The sequence below is a fragment of the Microbacterium sp. ABRD28 genome, from assembly GCF_003850245.1.
GTDB lineage: Bacteria > Actinomycetota > Actinomycetes > Actinomycetales > Microbacteriaceae > Microbacterium.
Genome location: NZ_CP031015.1, coordinates 1,950,399 through 1,971,124 on the forward strand (window position 1 = coordinate 1,950,399; position 20,726 = coordinate 1,971,124).

17 protein-coding genes and 4 tRNA genes are annotated in these 20,726 nt (G+C 69.5%); 16 read left to right on the plus strand and 5 right to left on the minus strand.

Going from position 1 to position 20,726, the window contains the following annotated elements:
• Positions 1–35 precede the first annotated feature (35 nt).
• Both DT073_RS09430 and DT073_RS09435 read right to left on the minus strand, forming a co-directional pair.
• Complete coding sequence (locus tag DT073_RS09430) at positions 36–497, minus strand: SufE family protein (RefSeq protein WP_124293160.1); 462 nt, start codon at positions 495–497, stop codon at positions 36–38.
• 43 nt (positions 498–540) lie between these two features.
• Positions 541–1,446 carry a sulfurtransferase gene (locus DT073_RS09435; protein ID WP_124293161.1) on the minus strand — a complete coding sequence of 302 codons (906 nt, stop codon included), beginning with the start codon at positions 1,444–1,446 and terminating at the stop codon, positions 541–543.
• Between the two features lie 135 nt (positions 1,447–1,581).
• On the opposite strand from DT073_RS09435, the gene zapE reads away from it, so the two are divergent.
• The 3 genes from zapE to DT073_RS09450 all read left to right on the plus strand — a co-directional run bounded on the left by zapE (position 1,582) and on the right by DT073_RS09450 (position 4,686).
• Positions 1,582–2,616, plus strand: coding sequence for a cell division protein ZapE (zapE, locus tag DT073_RS09440; RefSeq protein WP_124293162.1), 1,035 nt, complete (start codon positions 1,582–1,584; stop codon positions 2,614–2,616).
• A gap of 213 nt (positions 2,617–2,829) precedes the next feature.
• Positions 2,830–4,098 (plus strand): ammonium transporter, encoded by a 1,269-nt coding sequence (locus DT073_RS09445; RefSeq protein WP_124293163.1) that lies wholly within the window; start codon positions 2,830–2,832, stop codon positions 4,096–4,098.
• A gap of 66 nt (positions 4,099–4,164) precedes the next feature.
• Positions 4,165–4,686, plus strand: coding sequence for a type II toxin-antitoxin system PemK/MazF family toxin (locus DT073_RS09450; RefSeq protein WP_205782917.1), 522 nt, complete (start codon positions 4,165–4,167; stop codon positions 4,684–4,686).
• A gap of 10 nt (positions 4,687–4,696) precedes the next feature.
• Here the strand turns inward: DT073_RS09450 and DT073_RS09455 are convergent.
• Positions 4,697–4,772 (minus strand) — tRNA-Val (locus DT073_RS09455).
• Positions 4,773–4,919: 147 nt separating this feature from the next.
• On the opposite strand from DT073_RS09455, the gene DT073_RS09460 reads away from it, so the two are divergent.
• From DT073_RS09460 to DT073_RS09475, 4 genes are all read left to right on the plus strand, one after another.
• Positions 4,920–4,992, plus strand: a tRNA-Gly gene (locus tag DT073_RS09460).
• 55 nt (positions 4,993–5,047) lie between these two features.
• A tRNA-Cys gene (locus DT073_RS09465) sits at positions 5,048–5,121 on the plus strand.
• Between the two features lie 25 nt (positions 5,122–5,146).
• Positions 5,147–5,218 (plus strand) — tRNA-Val (locus DT073_RS09470).
• A 131-nt stretch (positions 5,219–5,349) separates the two neighbouring features.
• Positions 5,350–5,583 (plus strand): hypothetical protein, encoded by a 234-nt coding sequence (locus DT073_RS09475; RefSeq protein ID WP_124293164.1) that lies wholly within the window; start codon positions 5,350–5,352, stop codon positions 5,581–5,583.
• 118 nt (positions 5,584–5,701) lie between these two features.
• On the opposite strand, the gene DT073_RS09480 is transcribed toward DT073_RS09475, so the two are convergent.
• Both DT073_RS09480 and DT073_RS09485 read right to left on the minus strand, forming a co-directional pair.
• Positions 5,702–5,980 carry a hypothetical protein gene (locus DT073_RS09480; protein ID WP_240638537.1) on the minus strand — a complete coding sequence of 93 codons (279 nt, stop codon included), beginning with the start codon at positions 5,978–5,980 and terminating at the stop codon, positions 5,702–5,704.
• A 335-nt stretch (positions 5,981–6,315) separates the two neighbouring features.
• Positions 6,316–8,781 carry a glycoside hydrolase family 10-like protein gene (locus tag DT073_RS09485; RefSeq protein ID WP_124293166.1) on the minus strand — a complete coding sequence of 822 codons (2,466 nt, stop codon included), beginning with the start codon at positions 8,779–8,781 and terminating at the stop codon, positions 6,316–6,318.
• A gap of 221 nt (positions 8,782–9,002) precedes the next feature.
• Here DT073_RS09485 and DT073_RS09490 point away from each other — a divergent pair, with 221 nt between their 5' ends.
• From DT073_RS09490 to DT073_RS09530, 9 genes are read left to right on the plus strand one after another with little or no spacing between them, the layout of a single operon-like run.
• A complete protein-coding gene (locus DT073_RS09490) occupies positions 9,003–10,331 on the plus strand; it encodes an ABC transporter substrate-binding protein (protein WP_124293167.1) in 1,329 nt (442 codons plus the stop codon).
• Between the two features lie 5 nt (positions 10,332–10,336).
• Positions 10,337–11,215, plus strand: a complete 879-nt coding sequence (locus tag DT073_RS09495) for a carbohydrate ABC transporter permease (protein ID WP_124293168.1) — start codon at positions 10,337–10,339, stop codon at positions 11,213–11,215.
• On the plus strand, positions 11,212–12,132 hold the full coding sequence (locus tag DT073_RS09500) for a carbohydrate ABC transporter permease (RefSeq protein WP_124293169.1): 921 nt from the start codon (positions 11,212–11,214) through the stop codon (positions 12,130–12,132). Before DT073_RS09495 ends, DT073_RS09500 begins: the two co-directional genes overlap by 4 nt.
• Positions 12,129–12,893: a GntR family transcriptional regulator gene (locus DT073_RS09505; protein ID WP_124293170.1), complete on the plus strand. Its 765-nt coding sequence runs from the start codon at positions 12,129–12,131 to the stop codon at positions 12,891–12,893. The genes DT073_RS09500 and DT073_RS09505 overlap by 4 nt, the downstream gene beginning before the upstream one ends.
• Before the next feature lie 29 nt (positions 12,894–12,922).
• On the plus strand, positions 12,923–14,425 hold the full coding sequence (locus DT073_RS09510) for a DUF4127 family protein (protein ID WP_164478175.1): 1,503 nt from the start codon (positions 12,923–12,925) through the stop codon (positions 14,423–14,425).
• Positions 14,422–16,233 (plus strand): FAD-dependent oxidoreductase, encoded by a 1,812-nt coding sequence (locus DT073_RS09515; RefSeq protein WP_124293172.1) that lies wholly within the window; start codon positions 14,422–14,424, stop codon positions 16,231–16,233. The genes DT073_RS09510 and DT073_RS09515 overlap by 4 nt, the downstream gene beginning before the upstream one ends.
• Positions 16,234–16,238: 5 nt before the next feature.
• Complete coding sequence (locus tag DT073_RS09520) at positions 16,239–16,970, plus strand: N-acetylmannosamine-6-phosphate 2-epimerase (RefSeq protein ID WP_336400214.1); 732 nt, start codon at positions 16,239–16,241, stop codon at positions 16,968–16,970.
• Complete coding sequence (locus DT073_RS09525; protein WP_164478176.1) at positions 16,963–19,725, plus strand: glycoside hydrolase family 38 N-terminal domain-containing protein; 2,763 nt, start codon at positions 16,963–16,965, stop codon at positions 19,723–19,725. The genes DT073_RS09520 and DT073_RS09525 overlap by 8 nt, the downstream gene beginning before the upstream one ends.
• Positions 19,722–20,663, plus strand: a complete 942-nt coding sequence (locus DT073_RS09530; RefSeq protein WP_124293174.1) for a BadF/BadG/BcrA/BcrD ATPase family protein — start codon at positions 19,722–19,724, stop codon at positions 20,661–20,663. Before DT073_RS09525 ends, DT073_RS09530 begins: the two co-directional genes overlap by 4 nt.
• The last annotated feature ends 63 nt before the right edge of the window (positions 20,664–20,726 follow it).

The following is a 20,726-nucleotide window of genomic DNA, read 5'->3' on the forward strand; positions in this document are numbered from 1 at the left end:
TGCAGGCGCAGAGGCGTGCACCGAGCCCGACATGGTCAGCCCGGCGCGCCGACCCGTTTGGCGCGCACCTGCCGCTTCGCGCGCCCGAGCATGCCCGTCATCCCCGCGATGCGCAGGGGCGACACCGCACGGGTCAGGCCGATGCTCTGGGGATAGTCGTCGGGGACGGCCAGGACCTCGTCGGCCGTCAGGCCGGTCAGCCCCTGAACCAGGATGCTGGCGAACCCCCGCGTGGTGGGCGCTTCGGCCGGCGCGGTCGCGTGCATCGCCACGACGCCCTCCGGGTCGACCTCGACGATGATGAAGACCGGAGACTGGCATTCGGCCACACGCTCGAGCAGCTCCGGGTGATCGGCCAGCGCATCCGGGATCGGCGGCAGTTCGTGCGAGAACTCCAGCAGAAGCTGCAGTCGCTCCTGCTCGGGGAGTTCGAGGAAGTCGTCGCGGATCGCCGCCAGTGCGGCGGGCACGTCCGAGGAAACGTCGGGGGATGTCATCCCCGCCATCCTCCCACGCCCTCAGCGAGTCCGATCGGGCCGCTCAGGCGCGGCCCGGGATCTCTCCCGGCTCGTCGCCGGCCACGATCGGCACCCGTACCGCCGAGCCCCACTCGGTCCACGACCCGTCGTAGTTGCGCACGTCGGAGAAGCCGAGGAGGTGGCGCAGGACGAACCAGGTGTGACTGGAGCGTTCGCCGATCCGGCAGTAGGCCACGATCGGCGCGGTGCCGGTGAGTCCCACCTCGTCGCGGTAGATCTGCTCCAGCTCAGCGCGGGGCTTGAACCCCCCGTCTTCGGCGACGGCCCTCGCCCACGGCACGTTCTTCGCGCTCGGGATGTGACCGGCGCGGAGCGCTCCCTCTTCAGGGTAGGCGGGAGCGGTCGTGCGGGTGCCGTTGTACTCCTCGGGGGAGCGGACGTCGATCAGCGGGTTCCCGAGGTGGGCGAGCACGTCCTCCTTGTAGGCGCGGAGGGCGGTGTCGTCTCGCTGGACGACCGGGTAGACGGTCGGGGCAGGGGTGCTGGCCTCGGTGGTCAGGGGCCGTCCCTCGGCGATCCACAGATCGCGTCCACCATCGAGCAGTCGGACGTCCTCGTGTCCGAAGAGCGAGAACACCCACAGGGCGTAGGCGGCCCACCAGTTGTTCTTGTCGCCATAGATCACGACCGTGTCATCGCGCGAGATGCCCTTGCGGCTGAGGAGCTCGGCGAATCCCTCGCCGTCGACGTAGTCGCGCACCACGGGATCGTTCAGCTCGGTGTGCCAATCGACCTTCACCGCGCCCGGGATGTGACCCGTCTCGTAGAGCAGCACGTCCTCGTCGGACTCGACCACCACCAGTCCCGGCGTGCCCAATCGCTCCTCCAACCAGGCGCCGGTGACCAGGCGCCCGGGGTCGGCGTACTCGGCGAACTTGGGCGATGACGTGTCGAACTCCACGGGCACGGGGCACACTCCTCGGGATGTCGGGGGAGACGGGTGGACGGCGTAGGGTGTAACCGTCCCCCTCGAGCCTAGGATCCGCTGCGCCGTGGCGCACCCTCAGCCTCGACATCCGTAAGACGGCGACACAGGACGTTCATGACCGCAACCCGCACCGGAACCGGTGTCATCCACCTCACCTCTCGCGACTCGCAGATCTCCGGTGCCGACATGGTGGCCGCTCTGACTCCGCCGCCGCAGTTCGCCTCCGCGACCTTCGACTCCTACCGCGCCGACCCGCAGTACCCGTCGCAGCAGGAGGCCAAGGACTACCTGGTGACCTTCGCCGGTGGAGGACCCGCTCCCGAGCGCGGCGGGTTCTTCCGGCGGGCGAAGAAGCAGCCCGAGACCAAGCCGGGGGTGTACCTCGACGGCGGATTCGGTGTCGGCAAGACCCACCTGCTCGCCGCCGTCTACCACGCGATGCCGGCCCGTCGGAAGTACTTCGGCTCGTTCATCGAGTACACCGCGCTGGTCGGCGCGCTCGGCTACCAGAAGACGGTCGAGCTGTTCCGGGGAACCGACCTCATGTGCATCGACGAGTTCGAACTCGACGACCCGGGCGACACGATGGTGATGACCCGGCTCCTGGGTGAATTGGTGGCCGGCGGAACGAAGCTCGCCGCGACCTCCAACACCCCGCCGAATGCGCTCGGCGAGGGCCGCTTCGCCGCGCAGGACTTCCTCCGTGAGATCCACGCGATGGCGGCGAACTTCGAGACCATCCGCATCGACGGCACCGACTATCGCCACCGTTCGCTCGACGGCCACGCCGTGACGCTCGACGACGCCGAATACGCCGGCGCGATCGCCGACGCCGCGACCCGGACGGTGGTCTCCGACGACGCGTTCGACGACCTCATCGCCCACCTCGCCCGCGTGCACCCGTCGCGCTACATCCGTCTCATCGACGGCGTCGGGATGATCGGGATGCGGGATGTCCGGGCCTTCGACGACCAGTCGGCCGCTCTGCGCTTCGTCGCCTTCATCGACCGCGTCTACGACGCCCAGCTTCCGATCCGCGCGACCGGGCTCTCGCTGGACCAGGTCTTCCCTGCCGAGATGCTCAGCGGCGGATATCGCAAGAAGTACCTGCGCGCGACGTCGCGTCTCATCGCCTCGACGCTCGCCTGAGCGCCGGGTCGCACCGCTCCGCCACGGGCGCTGAGCCGTTTCGTAGCGTGGTCGTGGCCGCTACGCGGCATCCGGAAACCTGATGTTTACCCAGGGGCCGGGGGTGTAACCGACCGGAAACACGGGACGCATGCCTCTTGAAACCGCGGGTCACCACACTGGAGGCCACCCGACGCTACATCCTGCGTCCCTGCAGAGAGGTTCTCCTGAGAGATGGATCAAGGCAATACCGCATTCATGCTCATCGCGGCCGCACTCGTCCTGCTGATGACGCCAGGGTTGGCGTTCTTCTACGGCGGACTGGTGAAGGCCAAGAGCGTCATCAGCATGATGATGCTCAGCTTCGGCTCGCTCGGACTCATCGGCGTCCTCTGGGTGCTCTACGGTTACGCGATCGCGTTCCCGGGAGCTGAGGGACTGGTCGCCCCGTGGTCCATCGACTGGTCGGCCCTCGGTCTGACGAGCCTCCTCGAGGTGCCCGAGGGCGCCGCCTATCCGCCGCTCGCCTTCGTCGCCTTCCAGGCCACGTTCGCGATCCTGACCGTCGCCCTCGTGTCCGGTGCGATCGCCGACCGCGCCAAGTTCGGCGCCTGGCTGATCTTCGCCGGCCTCTGGGCGACGATCGTGTACTTCCCGGTCGCCAGCTGGGTGTTCAACTTCGGTCTGGCCGAAGACGGCAGCTTCGCCTACGGCGGCTGGATCACCTACGGCCTCCAGGAGACCTTCGGGGTGGGCGCCATCGACTTCGCCGGTGGAACGGCGGTTCACATCAACGCCGGTGCCGCCGCTCTGGCCCTGGCTCTCGTGCTCGGCAAGCGGGTCGGCTTCCAGAAGGGCGTGCACGTTCCCCACAACCCGCCGTTCGTCCTCCTCGGCGCCGGCCTGCTGTGGTTCGGCTGGTTCGGCTTCAACGCCGGCTCGGAGCTGGCTGCCGACGGTGTGGCCGCTCTCGCGTTCGTCAACACCATCGCTGCTCCGGCCGCCGCTCTTCTCGCGTGGCTCGTCGTGGAGAAGATCAAGGACGGCAAGCCCACCTCGGTCGGCGCCGCATCGGGTGCCGTGGCGGGTCTTGTCGCCATCACGCCGGCCTGTGCCTCGCTCGACCCGATCTGGGCGATCCTCCTCGGCATCATCGCCGGTGTCGTCTGCGCCCTGGCCATCGAGCTGAAGTACGCCTGGGGCTTCGACGACTCGCTTGACGTCGTGGGCATCCACCTCGTGGGTGGCCTGGTCGGCACGCTCTACATCGGCTTCTTCGCCAACGGCACCGGCCTGTTCATGGGCGGTGACGGCACGCAGCTGCTGGTGCAGGCGATCGCCGCTGTGGCCGTGCTGGCGTACTCCTTCGTGCTCGCCTGGATCATCGGTTTCGCCATCCAGAAGACGATCGGCTTCCGCGTGAAGAACGAGGACGAGGTCGCCGGTATCGACACCGTGGTGCACGGCGAAGAGGGTTACGTCCTCACCGACACTCGCGGCTGAATCACCGAACGCCGTATCCGGAGGGCGTCGCGCGAGAGCGCGGCGCCCTCCGCGTATGTTGGCGTGATGGTGCGAATGCGCGGTCTCCTCGGTTCCCTCTCTGCGCTCCTCGGTGCGGGTCGCACGAGCCGAGGAGCGCGCCCGGACGCGGGGGATTCCGCGACGAGCCCGGCGGTGGGCACCCAGACCGTCGCCCGCCCGCCCCGGAACCTCGTCATCGAGTACAGGCCAGACCCCGACGGCACTGCCGATGCGGGCGAGATCGTCTGGACGTGGGTTCCCTACGCCGAGAACGACGGGCGCGGCAAGGATCGTCCGGTCCTCGTCATCGGTCGGGCATCAGCCGATCGGGTCTACGCGGTGCGACTGACCAGCCAGGCGCACGACGGCGACCATGACTACCTGCCGCTGGGCACGGGGGAGTGGGACAGCCGTGGTCGCGCCTCGTGGGTGGACATCGATCAGCTGTACACCGTTCATGATCGCGGGATGCGACGCGAGGCGGCCGCCCTCGACCTGCAGCGTTTCACCACGGTGGCCGAGGCGCTTCGAAGGAGATACGGCTGGCGGTTCTCCGCGCCGAGATGAGACTCGGATGTGGTGGGCGATACCAGACTCGAACTGATGACCTCTTCCGTGTGAAGGAAGCGCGCTACCAACTGCGCCAATCGCCCGTCGGCCCGGGGGCCGGGTACCGATGTTACCGGATGCCGGAGCCCGGTCCGAACCGGAAGTCGCGGCGACACGCGGCGGAGGCGCTGGTTTGGAACAGGGCGCCGGATCGGCTAAAGTCGGTGAAGCGCCCGGGAAGCCGGGAGCACGCGGATGTAGCGCAGTTGGTAGCGCATCACCTTGCCAAGGTGAGGGTCGCGAGTTCGAGTCTCGTCATCCGCTCGAGTGCGGGGTCCACCCTCCGGGGTGGACACGACGCGTGGGTCGAACCACACACGGTGGCGTGGCCGAGCGGCTAGGCACCGGCCTGCAAAGCCGTTTACACGGGTTCGAATCCCGTCGCCACCTCCACTCCACATAATCAAACAGCCCTTGGGCGCGATTGGCGCAGCGGTAGCGCGCTTCCCTGACACGGAAGAGGTCACTGGTTCGATCCCAGTATCGCGCACAGATGAAAACCCCCGGTCAGCCGGGGGTTTTCTGTTTCTGAGGTGCGGGGCGGGCGACGTTGGTGTTCGTGCGCTGTGAAGTCGGTGCGCGTCTCGTGGGGCCGTCTTCTCGTGCCTTAGAGTCACGCGTATGGCTTCCGAGGGTGACTTTGTTCCTGGATGGCTGCGGGCAACCGTGTGGGGGATCGCCATCTCTCTTGCGGCCCTCGGTGTGGTCTTGGCGCTGGTGTCGGGCAGTTTCCTGCCGCTCGTGGCGTTCCTCGGGCTCGCTGTTCCGATGGTCCCGCTCGGAAGACGTCGCGGTGCCGGCGCCAGCTCCACCGGCCAGCGACGTCATGGAGGCGCCGCCGCCGCCGGGCGCTGACCGCAGCTCAGGCGGGCAAGAGGGTTCCGCTCTGCCATCGGCGAAACCGACGTTCACGCTCGAGACGCACCGTGTCACGGTAGGTCTCGGTGCAGGGCGTGGGTCTCGGTGAAAGGGCTCACGGCGAAGGGTCGACCGCGTTCGCCCACACCCAGCATCGGTACTCACGCGTGCCCACGTGGAACCTGATCGCCACCGCGCGCGGGGTCCACATGCACGCCTCGGCGTCGACCTGCACCGGCGTCGCGCCGAAGCGAACCCACGCGCGCACAGCCTTCGGGTGGGGATCGGTCGTGCACGGCAGGAGGTCCAACTGCAGCTCCGCCCGGGTCAACGTCTGCAAAGACCCCTGTGCCGCGGTGCGTTCGAGGACACGATCGCTGATCCGGCGGTCCACCGCGTCGGCGTAGCGCCTGTTCGTGCCAATGGCGATCGTCCCTCCTCCGCCCGAGCAGCGGCGAGTCTATCCGCGGCCGACGACATGGTCCGTGTCCACCGTCCCCGGGGGAGGAGAGGGAGTTCCGCGGGTGACGATTTCAAATCCGAAGCCAGTGCTCTCGGCTCGAGAGGACGCGTCGGGGCGCGGGGCGCTCAGCAGGACCGACCGGTCCGGGCTCGAGGCACGCGGGACGCTGACCTGGTTCGCGACCGCATGCGAAGGGGTGGAGTCCCCGGACTGCGAGAACTCCACCCCCACCGCGTTCGCGGTGTCATCGCCGTTGCGGCGAAGCGTCACCGACGGACGGCGGCCTCGACCCAGCGTCCGTACATCGCCAGATCGCGCTGAGCCCGCTCCACCCATGCTGCTGACGCGGTGTCGTCAGCAGGGAGGAGGCTCGAGGCTTTGTCGAGCTCCCTGGCGGCCTTGTCGAGCTTGCCGTCAGACAGCGCGTCGAGGGCTTTGTCGAGACGGTGTCCGATGCGATCAGCGTCTTTCGCAGCCAGGCATCGGCCCTCGACGGTGGCGGGCAGGCCGTCACGCAGGTGACGGATCCCCGTCGAGGCCGCGCTGATCGGATCCGCGTGCGGAGCGACGGCCTCGACCCGGTGCGCGCCTTCCGACAGCGCCCGCGCCTGCGCATCGCTCAACTGGTTGTAGGCGAACAGGCCCGTGCCATCGGACCCTGCCGCGTTCACCGCGCGAATCTGCTCCAGCACCGTGCCGGACGTCGAGCCGCGGAACGGTCCATACGTCGCGGTGTACAGGTATTCCTCATCGCCGACCCGTTCGCGCATGGCTTCCGTGTCGCGTGCGACAGAGGTCCCGGAGGTGCCGAAGGACATGCCCGTCAGAACGTCCACGAAGCCGCGATCGACCCAGTCGCCCCAGTTCTGGAACTTCTTGTCGAGCCCGTCGACCGGGTCGGCGAACACGGCCGCCGACAGCGCGATCTCGGGAGCGGACTTCTGCTGCAGATCCCGAACCTCTCCGACGAACGAGGTCACGTTCGCGATCCGCCAGTCCGTCCAGGTCTGCCAGAGCGGCGAGTCCGGGGTGAGGGAGTAGGGGTCGACGCCGTGTTCGCCGGCGAATGCCTGTCGCGAGTAGTCGCTGTAGGAATACCCTGCCGTCTCCCAGGGCTGCGAGACCGGGTACCGGATGTAGTCGAGGTGGATTCCGTCGATGTCGTACGTCGACATGAGCTCTGCCAGCAGCGACTGCACGTAGGCCCGCGCGTCGGGGTGCGCGGCGTCGAGGAAGTAGTAGCCGGGCTCCGCGATCGAGGGGTGGAGGCCGGGCTTCCCGACATCCTGTCGCTGGATCGCCGCCCACTCCGGGTGCTGCGACAGGATCGGACCGGTACCCACTGTCTGATCGGCACCGACGAAGAAGGTGTGGATCCAGGGATGCAGCTCGATGCCGCGCTCGTGCGCACCCTCGATCCATACCTGCAGGGGGTCGAACCCGACCATCTCGGGGCGCTGGGGGGCGATACCGGCGGCGGCGGCGGCCTCGGAGGGGTAGATCGTGTATCCCTGATAGATGGTCTCGAGGAAGACCATGTTGAAGCCCGCCTCGTCGATCCGGTCGAGCGATTCCTCGATGGCTTCCGGTGTGGTCTCTTCAGGACGCACCCACGTCGCGCGCCCCTCCGCGACCCGTGACTCCGCAGTGCGGTGGGCGGCGAGCTCGGCCGCGCCCCGCGCCGCCACCGCGAGATCCACCGCCTCAGCTGCGTCGCCCGACCCCGAGGCGGCGCGTGCGTCGTCGAGGAGTGTCGCGGACTCCGTCGCCGCCGCGCGAGCGGCGTCGGACGCGAAGACCAGACACGACGCCGTGGCCGCCCCGATGCGTGCCGTGGCGTCATCGAGGGCGCGCTCGGCGCCGAAGATCGCGGTTCGTTCGTCGACCGTCGCGATCAGGACATCGCCCTCGATCGAGATCGCGGCTCCCACGACGGCGTTGGTCTGGAGCCACGTGCCGCGTCCGCCGTGACCGGAGAGGACGTAGCCGTCGGCAGGGATCTCGCGGTCGTTGCCACCGGCGCCTGTGACGACGCCGTCCTGCACCGTGACCTCGTAACCGAAGTCGTTCGTTCCCGTGGTCTCCCGGCCCGATGCCGGCGTGTACTGGACCATCTGCTCGGCGCCGCGGCAGCCCGGGAAGCACACGCCCGTGCCGTCGACACCGGGTGGGTTGGACTGGGCTGTCGGATCGACCGCATCGAGCGTCGTACGCTCCTCCCGCGAGATGACCGGACCGATCCGCACGGTGTCGCCCGGGCGGATGTTGTCACGAAGCCACGCGCGGACGTCGGGCGTGCCCCCCGGCGACACCGAGAGGACGATGCCGTCGGCAGGGATCGCGTTGTCACCCGGGCGCAAGGCGGGATCACCGCACGGGGCGAGGATCGTGCACACGCTCTGCACCATCCATGCGCCGCCGGCGGCGGGGCGCAGCACGGCCTCACCGCCGAACCCGTTGGTCTTCGTGGTCGCCCCGAATGCCGGGGTGTAGACGGCGACCATCCCGGCGAGCCTGCTCGGCGGGTTGACCGCGGCGATCGCGATCCGCTCGCCGCCGGCCGTCGTCACTTCGTCTCCCGCCACGGGCGCGACGAGGGCGGCGGCCTGCGCCTTCACGACGGGCACCGGGCTCAGACCCAGCGCGGGCGAGGCGCTCAGTGCACTCAGTGCGAGGGCGACGCCGGCCGCGGCGAGCGCGGTACGGCGGCGTGCACGTGTCAGGGCATTCATCATCGAATCCTTGTCATTCCGTAGTGATCCGCGTTGTGGCATCACAGGTCAGCAATTGGTTCGTACCAATTGCGCGCCAACGCTAGTCTGCGACGCGACTGATCGCAAGGGTCGGATCTCGAATCCATGACAATGGTCAGAAGCACGTTGCAGTGGTTCGAACCATTTGCTAACGTCCGTCCGTGGATCGCATCGATCCCGCAATCCGAAAGGTCCCACCAATGACGTTGAACCGAACCCGTCGCACGCTTCTCGCGGGTGCGACTGCGACCGGTCTGGCCCTTGCGCTCGCCGGCTGCGGCCTCGAAGGTGTCGACACCGGCTCCGAGGCCTCCGCCGACGAGCTGTCGACCGTCGAAGGCGAGATCAGCTTCGCCACGCTCGAGCTCAGCTCCAACCCCGACCTCGCGGCGTACATCGAGGACACCATCGCGGCCTTCGAGGAGGAGTACCCGGGCACCGAGGTCGAGTGGATCGATGTGCCGTTCGCCGGGGCGCAGGAGAAGTTCGCCGCCGATGCCGCCGCCGGGAACCTCCCTGACGTGGTCAACATGAACCCCAACTTCGCTCAGCCGCTCGAACGCGAGGGAGTCTTCCTCGACATCGACCAGGCCGACCCCGAGCTCGCCGCAGAGTATGTCGAGGGGGCGTGGAAGGGATTCCAGGTTCCCGGCATGGAGGGGACCTTCGGTGTGCCGTGGTACCTGACCAGCGAGGTGACGATGTACAACGCCGCGCTCTACGAAGCCGCGGGGCTGGACCCCGACGACGCACCCGAGACGTTCGCGGAGCTCTACGAGGACGCTCGCGCCATCTCGGAGGCCGGTGCGGGCGAGTTCTACGGCCTGCACCCCGCGCTGGAGAACCGGTTCATGACCGATCTGGCCAAGATCGGTGTCCCGCTCATCGATGAAGACCTCGTCTGGACCTTCAACACCCCGGACGCCGTCGAATACGTCGAGGGGCTCGCCGAGATGTACCAGTCGGGAGTGTTCCCGGCCGATTCGCTCACGCAGACCCTCAACGACGCCAAGGAGGGCTACCAGGCCGGGAACGTCGCGATGTTCCCCTCGGGACCGAACTTCCTCAACGGCATCGAGCAGAACGCTCCCGAGGTGTTCGCGAACACCCGGGTGGCACCCCAGATCGCCGCCGAGGGTGAGCCGGTCAACATGTCGGTGATGGGGCTCCTGATTCCCAAGACCAGCGAGAACCCCGGTACCGCCTTGGCCTTCACGAAGTTCATCACCAACGCCGAGAACCAGCTCGCCTTCTCCCGGGTGGCGCCGGTGCTGCCGTCGGTCACCGCTGCGCTGGATGATCCGTTCTTCCAGGACGACTCCGACGGCACCGAACTGTCCAAGGCCGTCAAGCTCTCCGCAGAGGGGCTCGCGCGCGCCGAGAACCTCACGCCCGTCCAGTACGACGACCAGGTCAAGAACGCGGTGCTGGCGAAGATCCAGCTCGCCCTCACCGGTGACCTGACCGCACAGGAGGCGCTCGACCAGGCGGTCGAAGAGGCCAACGCCATCACCGGCGGCGGGGAGTAGACGCGATGCGGCCCCGAAGGCTCGTCACGCCCTGGTTGCTCATGGCACCGGCGCTCGCCGTCGCCCTGATCTTCCACATCGTCCCGTTCTTCCGCACCGTCCAGTTGTCGTTCACCGACTTCCGGCTGGCCTCGGGGGGACAGTACGTGGGGCTTGAGAACTTCGGGGCCCTCGCGACCTCCGACGTCTTCTGGCTCTCGGCGGGAAACACGCTGATCTACGTCGTCGTGGCGGTTCCCCTGCTGGTGACTCTTCCCCTGCTGCTGGCGATGCTCGTCCAGCCGAAGATCCCCGGCATGGCGTTCTTCCGAGCGTCGTTCTACACCCCGGTGATCGCCTCCATGGTGGTCGTCGGCCTCATCTGGGTGTTCCTGCTGAAGGAACGCGGCCCGGTCAACTGGCTCTTCCAGACCCTTCGCATCGTGCAGCAGCCGCTGCCGTTCCTCACCGACGCCACCCTTCTGCTGTTCAGCTGCATCCTGGTCACGGTGTGGAAAGGCCTGGGCTTCTACATGGTCATCTACCTGACCGCGCTCGCGAACGTACCCGGCGAGCTCCATGAAGCAGCGCAGATGGACGGTGCCGGCGGCATCCGGCGATTCTTCTCCGTCACCATCCCCTCGGTTCGGCCGACGATGCTGCTGGTCGGTGTGCTGTCGGCGATCGCCGCCATGAAGGTCTACGCCGAGATCTTCGTCATCGCCGGTCCTACCGCCGGACCCGGAGGGCAGGTGCGTTCGATGGTGTTCACCATCCGCGAGGTGGGGTCCGGTTTCGACGGACAGGTCGGCTACGCCGCCGCGATGAGCCTGGTGCTGTTCGTCTTCACCATCGGCCTGACCGTCGCGCTGCAGAAGCTCAGTAGGGAGAACGCGGAAGCATGACCGTCATCGAATCCGCAGACGCCGTCCGCAGCGTCGCCGCCCCGCTGACGGCCGCCGAGCGCGCAGAGCTCCGACGCCGACGCCCCCTCGGCGTCGGGGGAGTCATCCGCCGGGTGGCGCACTACGTCGTCCTCGTCCTCGTGCTGGTGCTGCTCGTCGGGCCTTTCCTCTACACGCTCGGAACGGCCCTGAAAGGCGAGGGGGACAGTGTGTTCTCCTACCCGCCCTACTTCCTGCCGCGCGACCCGACATTGGAGAACTTCGCCAAGGTCGCCGACGTGATCCCGGTCTGGACCTTCATCGGCAACTCGTTGATCGTCGCCTCGGCCTCCACCGTGACCAACATCGCCTTCGGGTCGCTGGCCGGCTTCGCCCTGGCCCGCCTGCGCTTCCGCGGTAACACCGCGGCATACCTGACCTTCCTGGCCACGCTCGTCATCCCGTTCGAGGTCATCTTCATCTCGGTCTTCCTCACCGCCCGCCAGCTCGGACTCGTCGACACGCTGCTGGGGGTCATCCTGCCCTCCGCCGTCACGGGATTCTCGATCCTGCTCTTCCGGTCGGCCTTCCTGTCCCTTCCGCGCGCCATCGATGAGGCCGCGGTCCTGGATGGCGCGTCGGAGTTCCAGCGCTACTGGCGCGTCGCACTGCCTTCGGTGAAGGGGACGATGGCAGTGGTCGGTATCTTCAGCTTCATGTTCGCGTGGGACGACTTCCTCTGGCCGCAGATCGTCCTGACCAGCCAGGACAACTACACCCTCACCGTGGGACTGCAGTTTCTGGCGGGTGCGTTCGCGGATGACCAGAAGGTGGTGGCTGCCGGCACGATGATCGCCGTCATCCCGCTGATCATCGCGTTCTTCTTCGCTCAGAAGTGGTTCTTCCGCGGTGCAGGAGAAGGGGCGGTGAAGGGATGACACTCGAGACCGGCACGGATGCCCCCATGATGCCGCCCTCGCGCGCGGCCGGCGACACCGGATCGAAGGTGGAAGCCATCCGTTCGCGGCTGCGGGATGAGGTCATCGCCCACCTCGCCCCGCACGACCCTCTGCCGCCCGAGCGGGAGCTGGTCAACCTCTTCGGCGTCAGCCGTGCCACGGTGCGCCAGGCGCTCGCGCGCCTGGCCGACCACGGCTGGGTCTACCGGGTCCAGGGATCGGGCACCTTCGTGGCCGATAAGGACCTGGTGTCGAAGTCGCTGTACCTGACCTCCTTCTCGGAGGACATCGCCGAGCGCGGGATGACGCCCGGATCGCGGGTGCTCCGGCTCGAGCACGGCCGCGCCGACGAACGGATCGCGCGGGAGCTGCTCATCACTCCGGGTGCCCGTGCGGTGCACATCGAGCGCCTCCGAACTGCTGACGGCGCGCCGCTGTGCATCGAGAGCCTGTGGCTGCCCGAGTGGCTCACGGGCGACAACCTGGGACCGGAGCTGCTCGGATCGCTCTACGAGTACTTCGGACACGCCGGCGCCACGCCTGCGCGCGCGCATCAGACGATCCGGGCGGTCACTCTGGATGAACGGCAGGCGGAGCTGCTCGAATCGGCGCCGGGCTCACCGGCCCTCCTCGTCGCGCGCATCGTCTTCGACACGCACGGGCGGCGCATCGAATCCTCGACGGGTGTCTACCGGGGCGATGCGTACGAGTTCCAGATCAATGTGAAGCGCCGCGTCTGATGCCCGCGCCGTCTCGAACTCCGAGGCTGGTGCTCGTACCGCTGGACGAGCGGCCGGTCTGCCTGGATCTGCCGCGCCGGATCGCGGCGATCGCCGGCTTCCGCATGGAGGTACCGCCCCCGGTCGCACGCCCGGACCTCCGCCGCGGGGGAGACATCGGCGCGCTCACGACGTGGCTGGACGCCGCGCTCCACGGCGACGGTGACGACGCCGCCCACGCTGCCGTGGTCTCGCTCGACGGTCTCGGGTTCGGCGGACTCATCCCCTCCCGGATCGGCGCCGAGAGCGCCGCCGCGGTGCTCGCACGCTTCGATGTGCTGCGCGACAGCGCAGCGCCTGTCTACGCCTCGATCGTCGTCCCTCGCGCCCCCGATGCGGCAGATGACTTCGAGGAACCGCGGTACTGGGCCCAGTGGGGGCCCGCCCTTCACGCGCTGTCGCTCGAACTGGGAGGCTCGCCTGGCGGTGGCGGTGGCGGTGGCGGTGGCGGACGCACCGCCGACATCCCCGACGACGTGCGCGCCGACTGGCTGCGGCGTCGACTGCGGCAGCACGTGCTCGCCCTCGGCGCCGTCGGCATGGTCGCCGACGGCACGCTCCGTCGACTGTTCGTCGGAGTCGACGACGCCGTCCCGGGCTCGCTGTCGGAGCGAGACCAGATGGCGATAGGCGAGTGGATCGGGCGGCTGGGCGTGACCAGTCGGGCCCGCGTCGCGCCCGGCGCCGACGAGACCGGAGCGGTCCTGACCGCTCGCGCCGTGGGGGAACAGCTGCAGACCCGGCCTTCGCGGATCGCCGTCCTCGCCGCCGACCCGCGAGGGCTGGACCGGGTGGCTCCCTACGAGACGGGACCCGTCGGTGACACCGCCCGCGCACAGCTGGACAGTGCCGGGGCCGAGCTCGTCGAGGATCCCGCGGAGGCCGACGGGATCCTCCTCGTCCACACCCCCGACGGTACGAGAGGCGACTGGGCGGTCTCACCGCCGGAGCGAACGGATACGGCAGCCGCCGACGCCACCGCTGCGCTGGCGGCATCGCTCGTGGCGGACGGCCGCACCGCGGTCGCCGTCGCCGACGTCGCCCAGCCCAACGGCGCCGATCCCGCGCTGGTCCGCGCGCTCGCGCGGCGGGGCGTGCTGGCGGATCTGGACGGATTCGCCGCCTGGAACACGGCGGGCAACACGATCGGAACGGCCGCAGCGCACCTGGTCACGGCGCTGGCTGCACGTCGCGCGGGCGTGTTCGACGGCGGCGCGAGTGCGCGCCTGGTGCGGACGCGTGTGATCGAGGACTACGGCTACATGAGCGAGGTCCGGCGGCAGCTGCGCGCACGCATCGGGTCACCCGTCGAGCGGCACGATCGGATCGAGGACGTCGGTGGTGCCGCCGCCTTCGTCGCCGCCGCTCTGACGGACGCGCTCGCCCCGCTCGCCTCCGCCGGGATCGGGAAGGTGACCGCCTCTGACATCTCGTTCCCGTGGCGACGGTCCTTCGAGATCGCGCTGTCGGACACCGCGGGGGAGAACGCATGAACGGCGATGGGCAGATCCAGACCGACGTCGTCGTGATCGGGCTCGGTCTCGGAGCCGTCGCCGCCGCGCTCGCCGCGACCGGCGCCGGCTGCGCTGTCGTGATGGCCGGTGGCGAGCGCCGAGTGGGTGGCCAGATCACGACACAGCTGACCGCGCCGCTGGATGAGCACCCTCACATCGAGCGCGAGGCAGCGTGCTCCCTCCGCTATCGGGCTGTGCGCGACAGCATCCGCGCGGCCTACGACGGTCGTCGCAATCCCGGCGGCGGGTGGGTGAGTCGGCTGTGCTTCGAGCCCGCCGTCGGGGAGCGGATCCTCGAGACGATGCTGGACGCGCCGCGCCGGCGCGGCATGCTGACGATCCTGCGCGGCGCACGCCTGGTCGAGGTGATCGGCGATGCCGAACGTCTGGCGGGTGTCGTCCTCGAGCGCGGCGGGCAGCTCATCTCCGTGACCGGCGCGGTCGTCGTCGACGCCACCGAGACCGGCGAGGTCCTGCCTCTGGCCGGAGCGGACTGGGTGATCGGATCGGAGGGCCGCGCAGCCTTCGGTGAACCCCACGCGCTCCCCGGCGGTGCCGATCACCGGGCGGAGCAATCCTGCACCGTCGTCGCCGCGCTGGTCCGCGACGACGATCAGCCCGGACCGGTCGCCGACGCACCGCTCCACTATGAGCGCTGGCGCGACGCGCAGCCTTTCAGCCTCACCCTCTCCAATGACGTCGGACACACCCACACCTTCTCGTTCTTCGACGACGAACATCCGCCGGGGTCGTTCTGGTCGTATCGACGAGTCCGCGACAGCGCACAGCTCGGCGGCATCGACGCCGCGATCATCAACTGGCACGGCAACGACTGGTACGGCTCCGGGCTGGTCGCCGACCCCCGGGGGACGGAGGCCGCCGCCCGGGATCTCACCAGGGCGTTCGTGCACTGGCTGCGCACGGAAGCGCCTCGCGACGGCGGTGGGAAGGGATACCCGGAACTCCGACTCGCGCCCGAGATCTCGGGTACGTCGGATGGTCTGGCCGAGTCGCCGTATGTCCGCGAGTCGCGGCGACTGCGCTCCGCGCATCCCGTCACCGAACTCGACCTGACCCCGCGCGCCGATGAGGAACGGGCCGAGCAGTTCACGGATGCTGCGGGGATCGCCTGGTATCACGCCGACCTCCACCCGCGGGTCGGCGGTCACCCGAGCGTCTACGCGCCGACGGCTCCTTTCCAGGTGCCGCTCCGGTCGCTGGTCCCGGAGTGCGGACGGGGTCCGGCGAACCTGCTCGCCGGAGCCAAGAACCTGGCGGCGACGCAGATCGCCGCCGCGGCCTACCGCGTCCATCACGGCGAATGGGCAGTGGGGGAGGCCGCCGGCGTTCTGGCGGCGCACTCGGTCCGTCGGGGCCTCACCGCCCAGGAGATCCTGGCCGATGCACGCGAGCTGATCGCGGTTCAGGTCGCCGTTCTGCGCGCCGGAGTCCCGATCGTCTGGGCATTGGACCTCCCTCAGCATCACCCGGCGTTCGTCGCGGGGTCGCTGCTGATCGCCCACGGCGGGCTGGATCGCGTCGGACGACGACGGCTGACCGTCGAACCCGATCTTCCGGTGTCGACGGAGGCGGCGGCGGCGCTACGGCGGGCCGCCGTGCGCATCGCCGCGCTCCTGGACATCACCCCGACTCGCCCCGACCTTGCGCCCGGATGCACCTGGGGTGCTCTCGCCCGCGCGCTCGCCGAACCCGCGCTCGCTGCGATCGACCGATCGAGCGCGACCGACCACCCGCGCGCCGTCCCCGGCGCGCGTCGTACCGAATGAGGATCATGCCCGACATCCCTTCCCTCCTCGATCGCCTCCGGGGGCGCCTCGTCGTCTCATGCCAGGCGCTACCCGGTGAACCGTTGCACGGTCCCGAGCACATGAGTGCCATGGCGCTGTCGGCGATCGCCGGAGGCGCCGGGGGAATCCGGTGCGAGGGCCCCGACGATGTCCGTGCCATCCGCTCGGTGACCGATCTCCCCGTGATCGGGCTCTGGAAAGCCGGCGCCGACGGCGTCTACATCACCCCGACGCTGGAACACGCCCTCGCCGTGGCTGACGCGGGCGCCGACATCGTGGCCCTGGACGCGACCGCACGACCGCGTCCGGACGGACGCACTCTGAGCGAGACCCTTCGCGAATTGAGCCTGCGGGGAATCGCCGTCATGGCCGACGTCGCCACCCTGGCCGAAGGTGTCGCCGCAGCAGCCGCCGGTGCGACGCTGGTCGGGACGACGCTCTCGGGCTACACGCCGGAGACCGCCGGGCACGCCCACCACCCCGGTCCGGATCTGGACCTCGTGGCGGCGCTGGTGGACACCCTGGCGATCCCGGTGGTGGCGGAAGGGCGGATCACCACGCCCGCACAGCTCTCCTCCGCCTTCGCTGCCGGCGCGTGGAGCGTCGTCGTGGGGGGCGCGATCACGCGCCCCGCGATGATCACCGCCGGATTCGTCGGCGCAATCCCCGCCGATGCCGGAAGCCCTCGCTCGCCGAAGGGAGCGGTCCGTGTCTGAGCAGCGCGTCGCACCATCCATCCGTGACCGCAGCGGGAACGGCTCCGAGCCGACCTGTCACGTCGTCACCCATGTGCACTGGGACCGGGAATGGTACCGCCCGTTCGAGTCCTATCGCGCGCGGCTGGTCGAGCTCGTCGAGCAGGTGTGCACCCAGCTCGACGCGGGCTCGATCGAGAGGTTCCATCTGGACGGACAGACGATCACGCTCCGCGACGTCGGAGACCTGCGTCCCGATCTCGTCGAGCGTGTGCGCCGGCACGTGCGGGCGGGTGTCCTCACGGTGGGACCGTGGCACGTTCTCGCCGACAACCAGCTGGTCTCAGGCGAGAATCTCATCCGCAACCTCCTCGCCGCTCGCCGTCTGGGCGCTGGGATCGGGGCGCTGACAGCCATCGGATACTCTCCGGACGCGTTCGGTCACCCCGCCGACCTGCCCCGGATCCTCACCGGGTTCGGCATCGACACGGCGCTGGTCTGGCGTGGTGCGCCACCGGAGGCATCGGAGTTCCGGTGGCGCTCACCGGATGGCGCCGAGGTGTACGCGGTCAACCAGGCGTACCACGAGGCGGAGATCCTGTGGACCCCCGAGGGACGCGCCGAGCGCCTCACGGCCTTCCTCGACCGGGAGCGTGAGCGTCGCCCCGAGGGCCCCTGGCTGCTGATGAACGGGGGCGACCACCTCGCCCCCCGCGCGGTGGGCCCGGTGCTCGCAGCGGTGGCTGCGTCGGAGACATCCGGTGGGTCCCTGGTGCAGTCGAGTCTGGAGGACTTCTTCGACGATCTGCGCGCCACACGTCCGGATCCCGTGGTCATCGACGGCGAGCTCCGATTCCTCGGCGGCCCAGGGTCGTTCCTGCTTCCCGGCACGCTGTCCTCGCGCATCCATCTGAAACAGGAGAACTCACGGGCGGAGCGGATGCTGGAGCGCATCGTCGAACCCCTCCTCGCCGCCGAGGTGCTCGATCCTCCGGCTGTTCCCGGGCTCTCGGCCGTCGATGCCACGCCGATCGCAGGCCCGACCGATGCACAGCTGCGTCACGCCTGGGAGCTCGTGCTCGAGAACGCTCCACATGACTCCATCTGCGGGTGCAGCGTGGACGAGGTGCACCGGGAGAACTCGGTGCGCACCGACCGCGTTCTCGAGCTGGGCGATCAGATGCTGCGGCGCGCACTGCTCCGACGCCGCGTCGACACCCGGGTGCACGGGACGCCCGCCGACGACGCCGTCCGCATCGCGGTCCATGTCCCCTTCGCCGCAGGAGACCGGCGTGTTCCCGTCGAGGTCGATGTCGTCGTCGCACCCGGAAGCGACATCGCACAGCTGACGGATCCGAGCGGACGAGTGGTTCCGATCGAAGTGGAAGACATCGGTGTGCGGCATTCCTTCGAGGCTGATCTCGATTTCCTCCCCGACTCCGTCGAAGCCCGGGTACTGCGGCTTCGGTTCATCGCCTCCGTCGTCGAGCCCGGTGCCGTCGTCATCTTCACGGCGGAGCTGGCTCCTCATGACGGTCGCCCCCGCGCACGCGCCGACAGCGAACCGGGGCACGTCGGCGAGGCGGTGTCGCTTCCGGATGGTCGATCGGTCATCGTGCTCGCCGACGCCGCGTTCGACGTCGTCGACCCGGCCACCGGCACCCGCCATCGGCGCCTCGGTCGGCTGGTGGACGAGGGTGACCGCGGCGACACGTACACGTACGACCCTCCGGCGGGCGATCGTCGTGTCGACGCGCGGGCCGGCAGCGTCGCGGTGATCCGGTCGGCGGTGCGTACGGTGATCTCCTGGCGCGCCGAACTCGACATCCCGCACTCGCTCGATGAGACACGCGAGGCCCGGTCCACCGCGACGATCCCCACCGCCGTGGACATCCGACTGACGGCGTGGCACGGTTCGGACACGCTGGAGTGGACGGCGGAGTGGGTGAACGCCTCACGTGATCATCGCCTCCGGTTGCTCGCTCCGGTCGCTGGTCAGCCGACGGCGTGGACCAGCGGTCAGCACTTCTCGTCGCTGACGCGCCCTTTCGGGCCGGTCATCGGGCCGGCCCCGCAGGAGCGGAATCGCGAGAGCGCGATCGGGACCCACCCCGCGCACGGGTACGTTGCGGCCGGGGGAGGCGACGAGGCCATCGGGATCCTGCTGGACCACGTCTCTGAAGTGCAGGGCATCGCAGGCGGCGACCGTGCTCCGGCAGAGGTGGCCGTGACCGTGCTGCGGAGCGTGGGGTGGCTCTCGCGGTTCGATCTGCGAACCCGCACGACCGGGGCAGGCCCGGAACTGGCCACCCCGGAAGCGCAGCTGCTGCGACCGATCACCGCCCGCGTCGCATTCGTTCTGGGTGCGGCGGCCACCGACGCCTACGCCCTCGCCGAGCGGGCCGACGCGCGTCGCGTCGGCGTCGTCGCGCTGCAGGTGCGCGTGGGACCCGAGGCGCCGTCCGTCCTTGCGTCACCGCTTTCGGTGTCGGGCGCGCTCGTCACCGCCTTCAAGCCGGCGGAGGACGGCCGTGGAGCGATCCTGCGGCTGAGCAATCCGACTGACACGCATCGCCACGCCACGCTCCACGCGGCGGTCGATGTCGACGTCTCGGCTGTTCGCATGGATGAGACGGCGCTGGCGGGCGCATCGGTGCGGGTCGCGCGTGCGCAGCGGAGCGAATACCCCCTCGCGCCCCAGCAGACCCTGACCCTGCGGCTGGTGCCCGCGGCCCCGCTCCCGGGGCGGCCCACGACGGGAGGCGACCTGAAGTGAGGGGTGGCCCGCGCGCTGATGGGACGACCCGGCTGTCGGTCGACGCCGGGCAGTCCTCGATCCGCGTGCGTCGAAGCGACCCGCACGGAACGCATATCTCGGTGCTCCCGGGCATCCGCGCCGACCGGCCGGCGACGCCCCAGCTGGTCGGTGTCATCCGCGATGCGCTCGCGAGTGCCCCGCCGACGACGCGGACGATCTCGGTGGCGGTGGGAGCGTCCGGTTTCGATGAAGACCCCGCCGCCGCAGCGGATCTGCTCTCCGTCGAGCCGACGCTGACCTCCGCCCGCATCGCGCACGACTCGGTCACCGGATACCTCGGGGCCAATGCCGAGGAGCACGGAGTGGTCGCTGCGGTGGGCACGGGTGTGGTGATCCTCGGGTGCGGGACGGCCGGCCTCGCCCGCGTGGACGGGTGGGGCTACCTCTTGGGCGACGCCGGGGGTGCCTATTGGATCGGCCGAGCGGGTTTGGATGCTGCGCTGCGTGCGGTCGACGGCCGCGGTCTCGCGACCTCCCTCACCGCCTCCGCGACCGCGGCATTCGGCGCGCTGCCGCTGGTTCCTCTCGCTCTGCAGGCCGACCCCCGCCGCGTCGAGCGCGTCGCGGCATTCGCGCGTTCGGTGACCGCAGCGGCAGAGGACGACGCGGTCGCCGCCGGCATCGTCATGACGGCCGCCCGGGAACTGGCAGGCTCGATCGCGGCCGCTCTGCGGATGTCGGGGATGCCGAAGACGCAGGCGCGGGTCAGTGCCAATGGAAAGGTGGTGGAGGCGGAAGCCCTGAGGAGGGCTCTCACCACGGAACTGAGTGAGGTCGGGGTGGTCCTCCAGCCGCCTCTGGGTGAACCGATCGACGGTGTCGATCGGTTGCACGACCTGCCGTCGTCGCACCCGTTGCAGCGCGTCGTCTCGACCGCGGATCGCGTCGCGGTCTGACGGCGTTCGCAGGCTCCCGAGCACGACTCCCGATCGACGCCGACCGCCAGAAGGCGGCCGGAG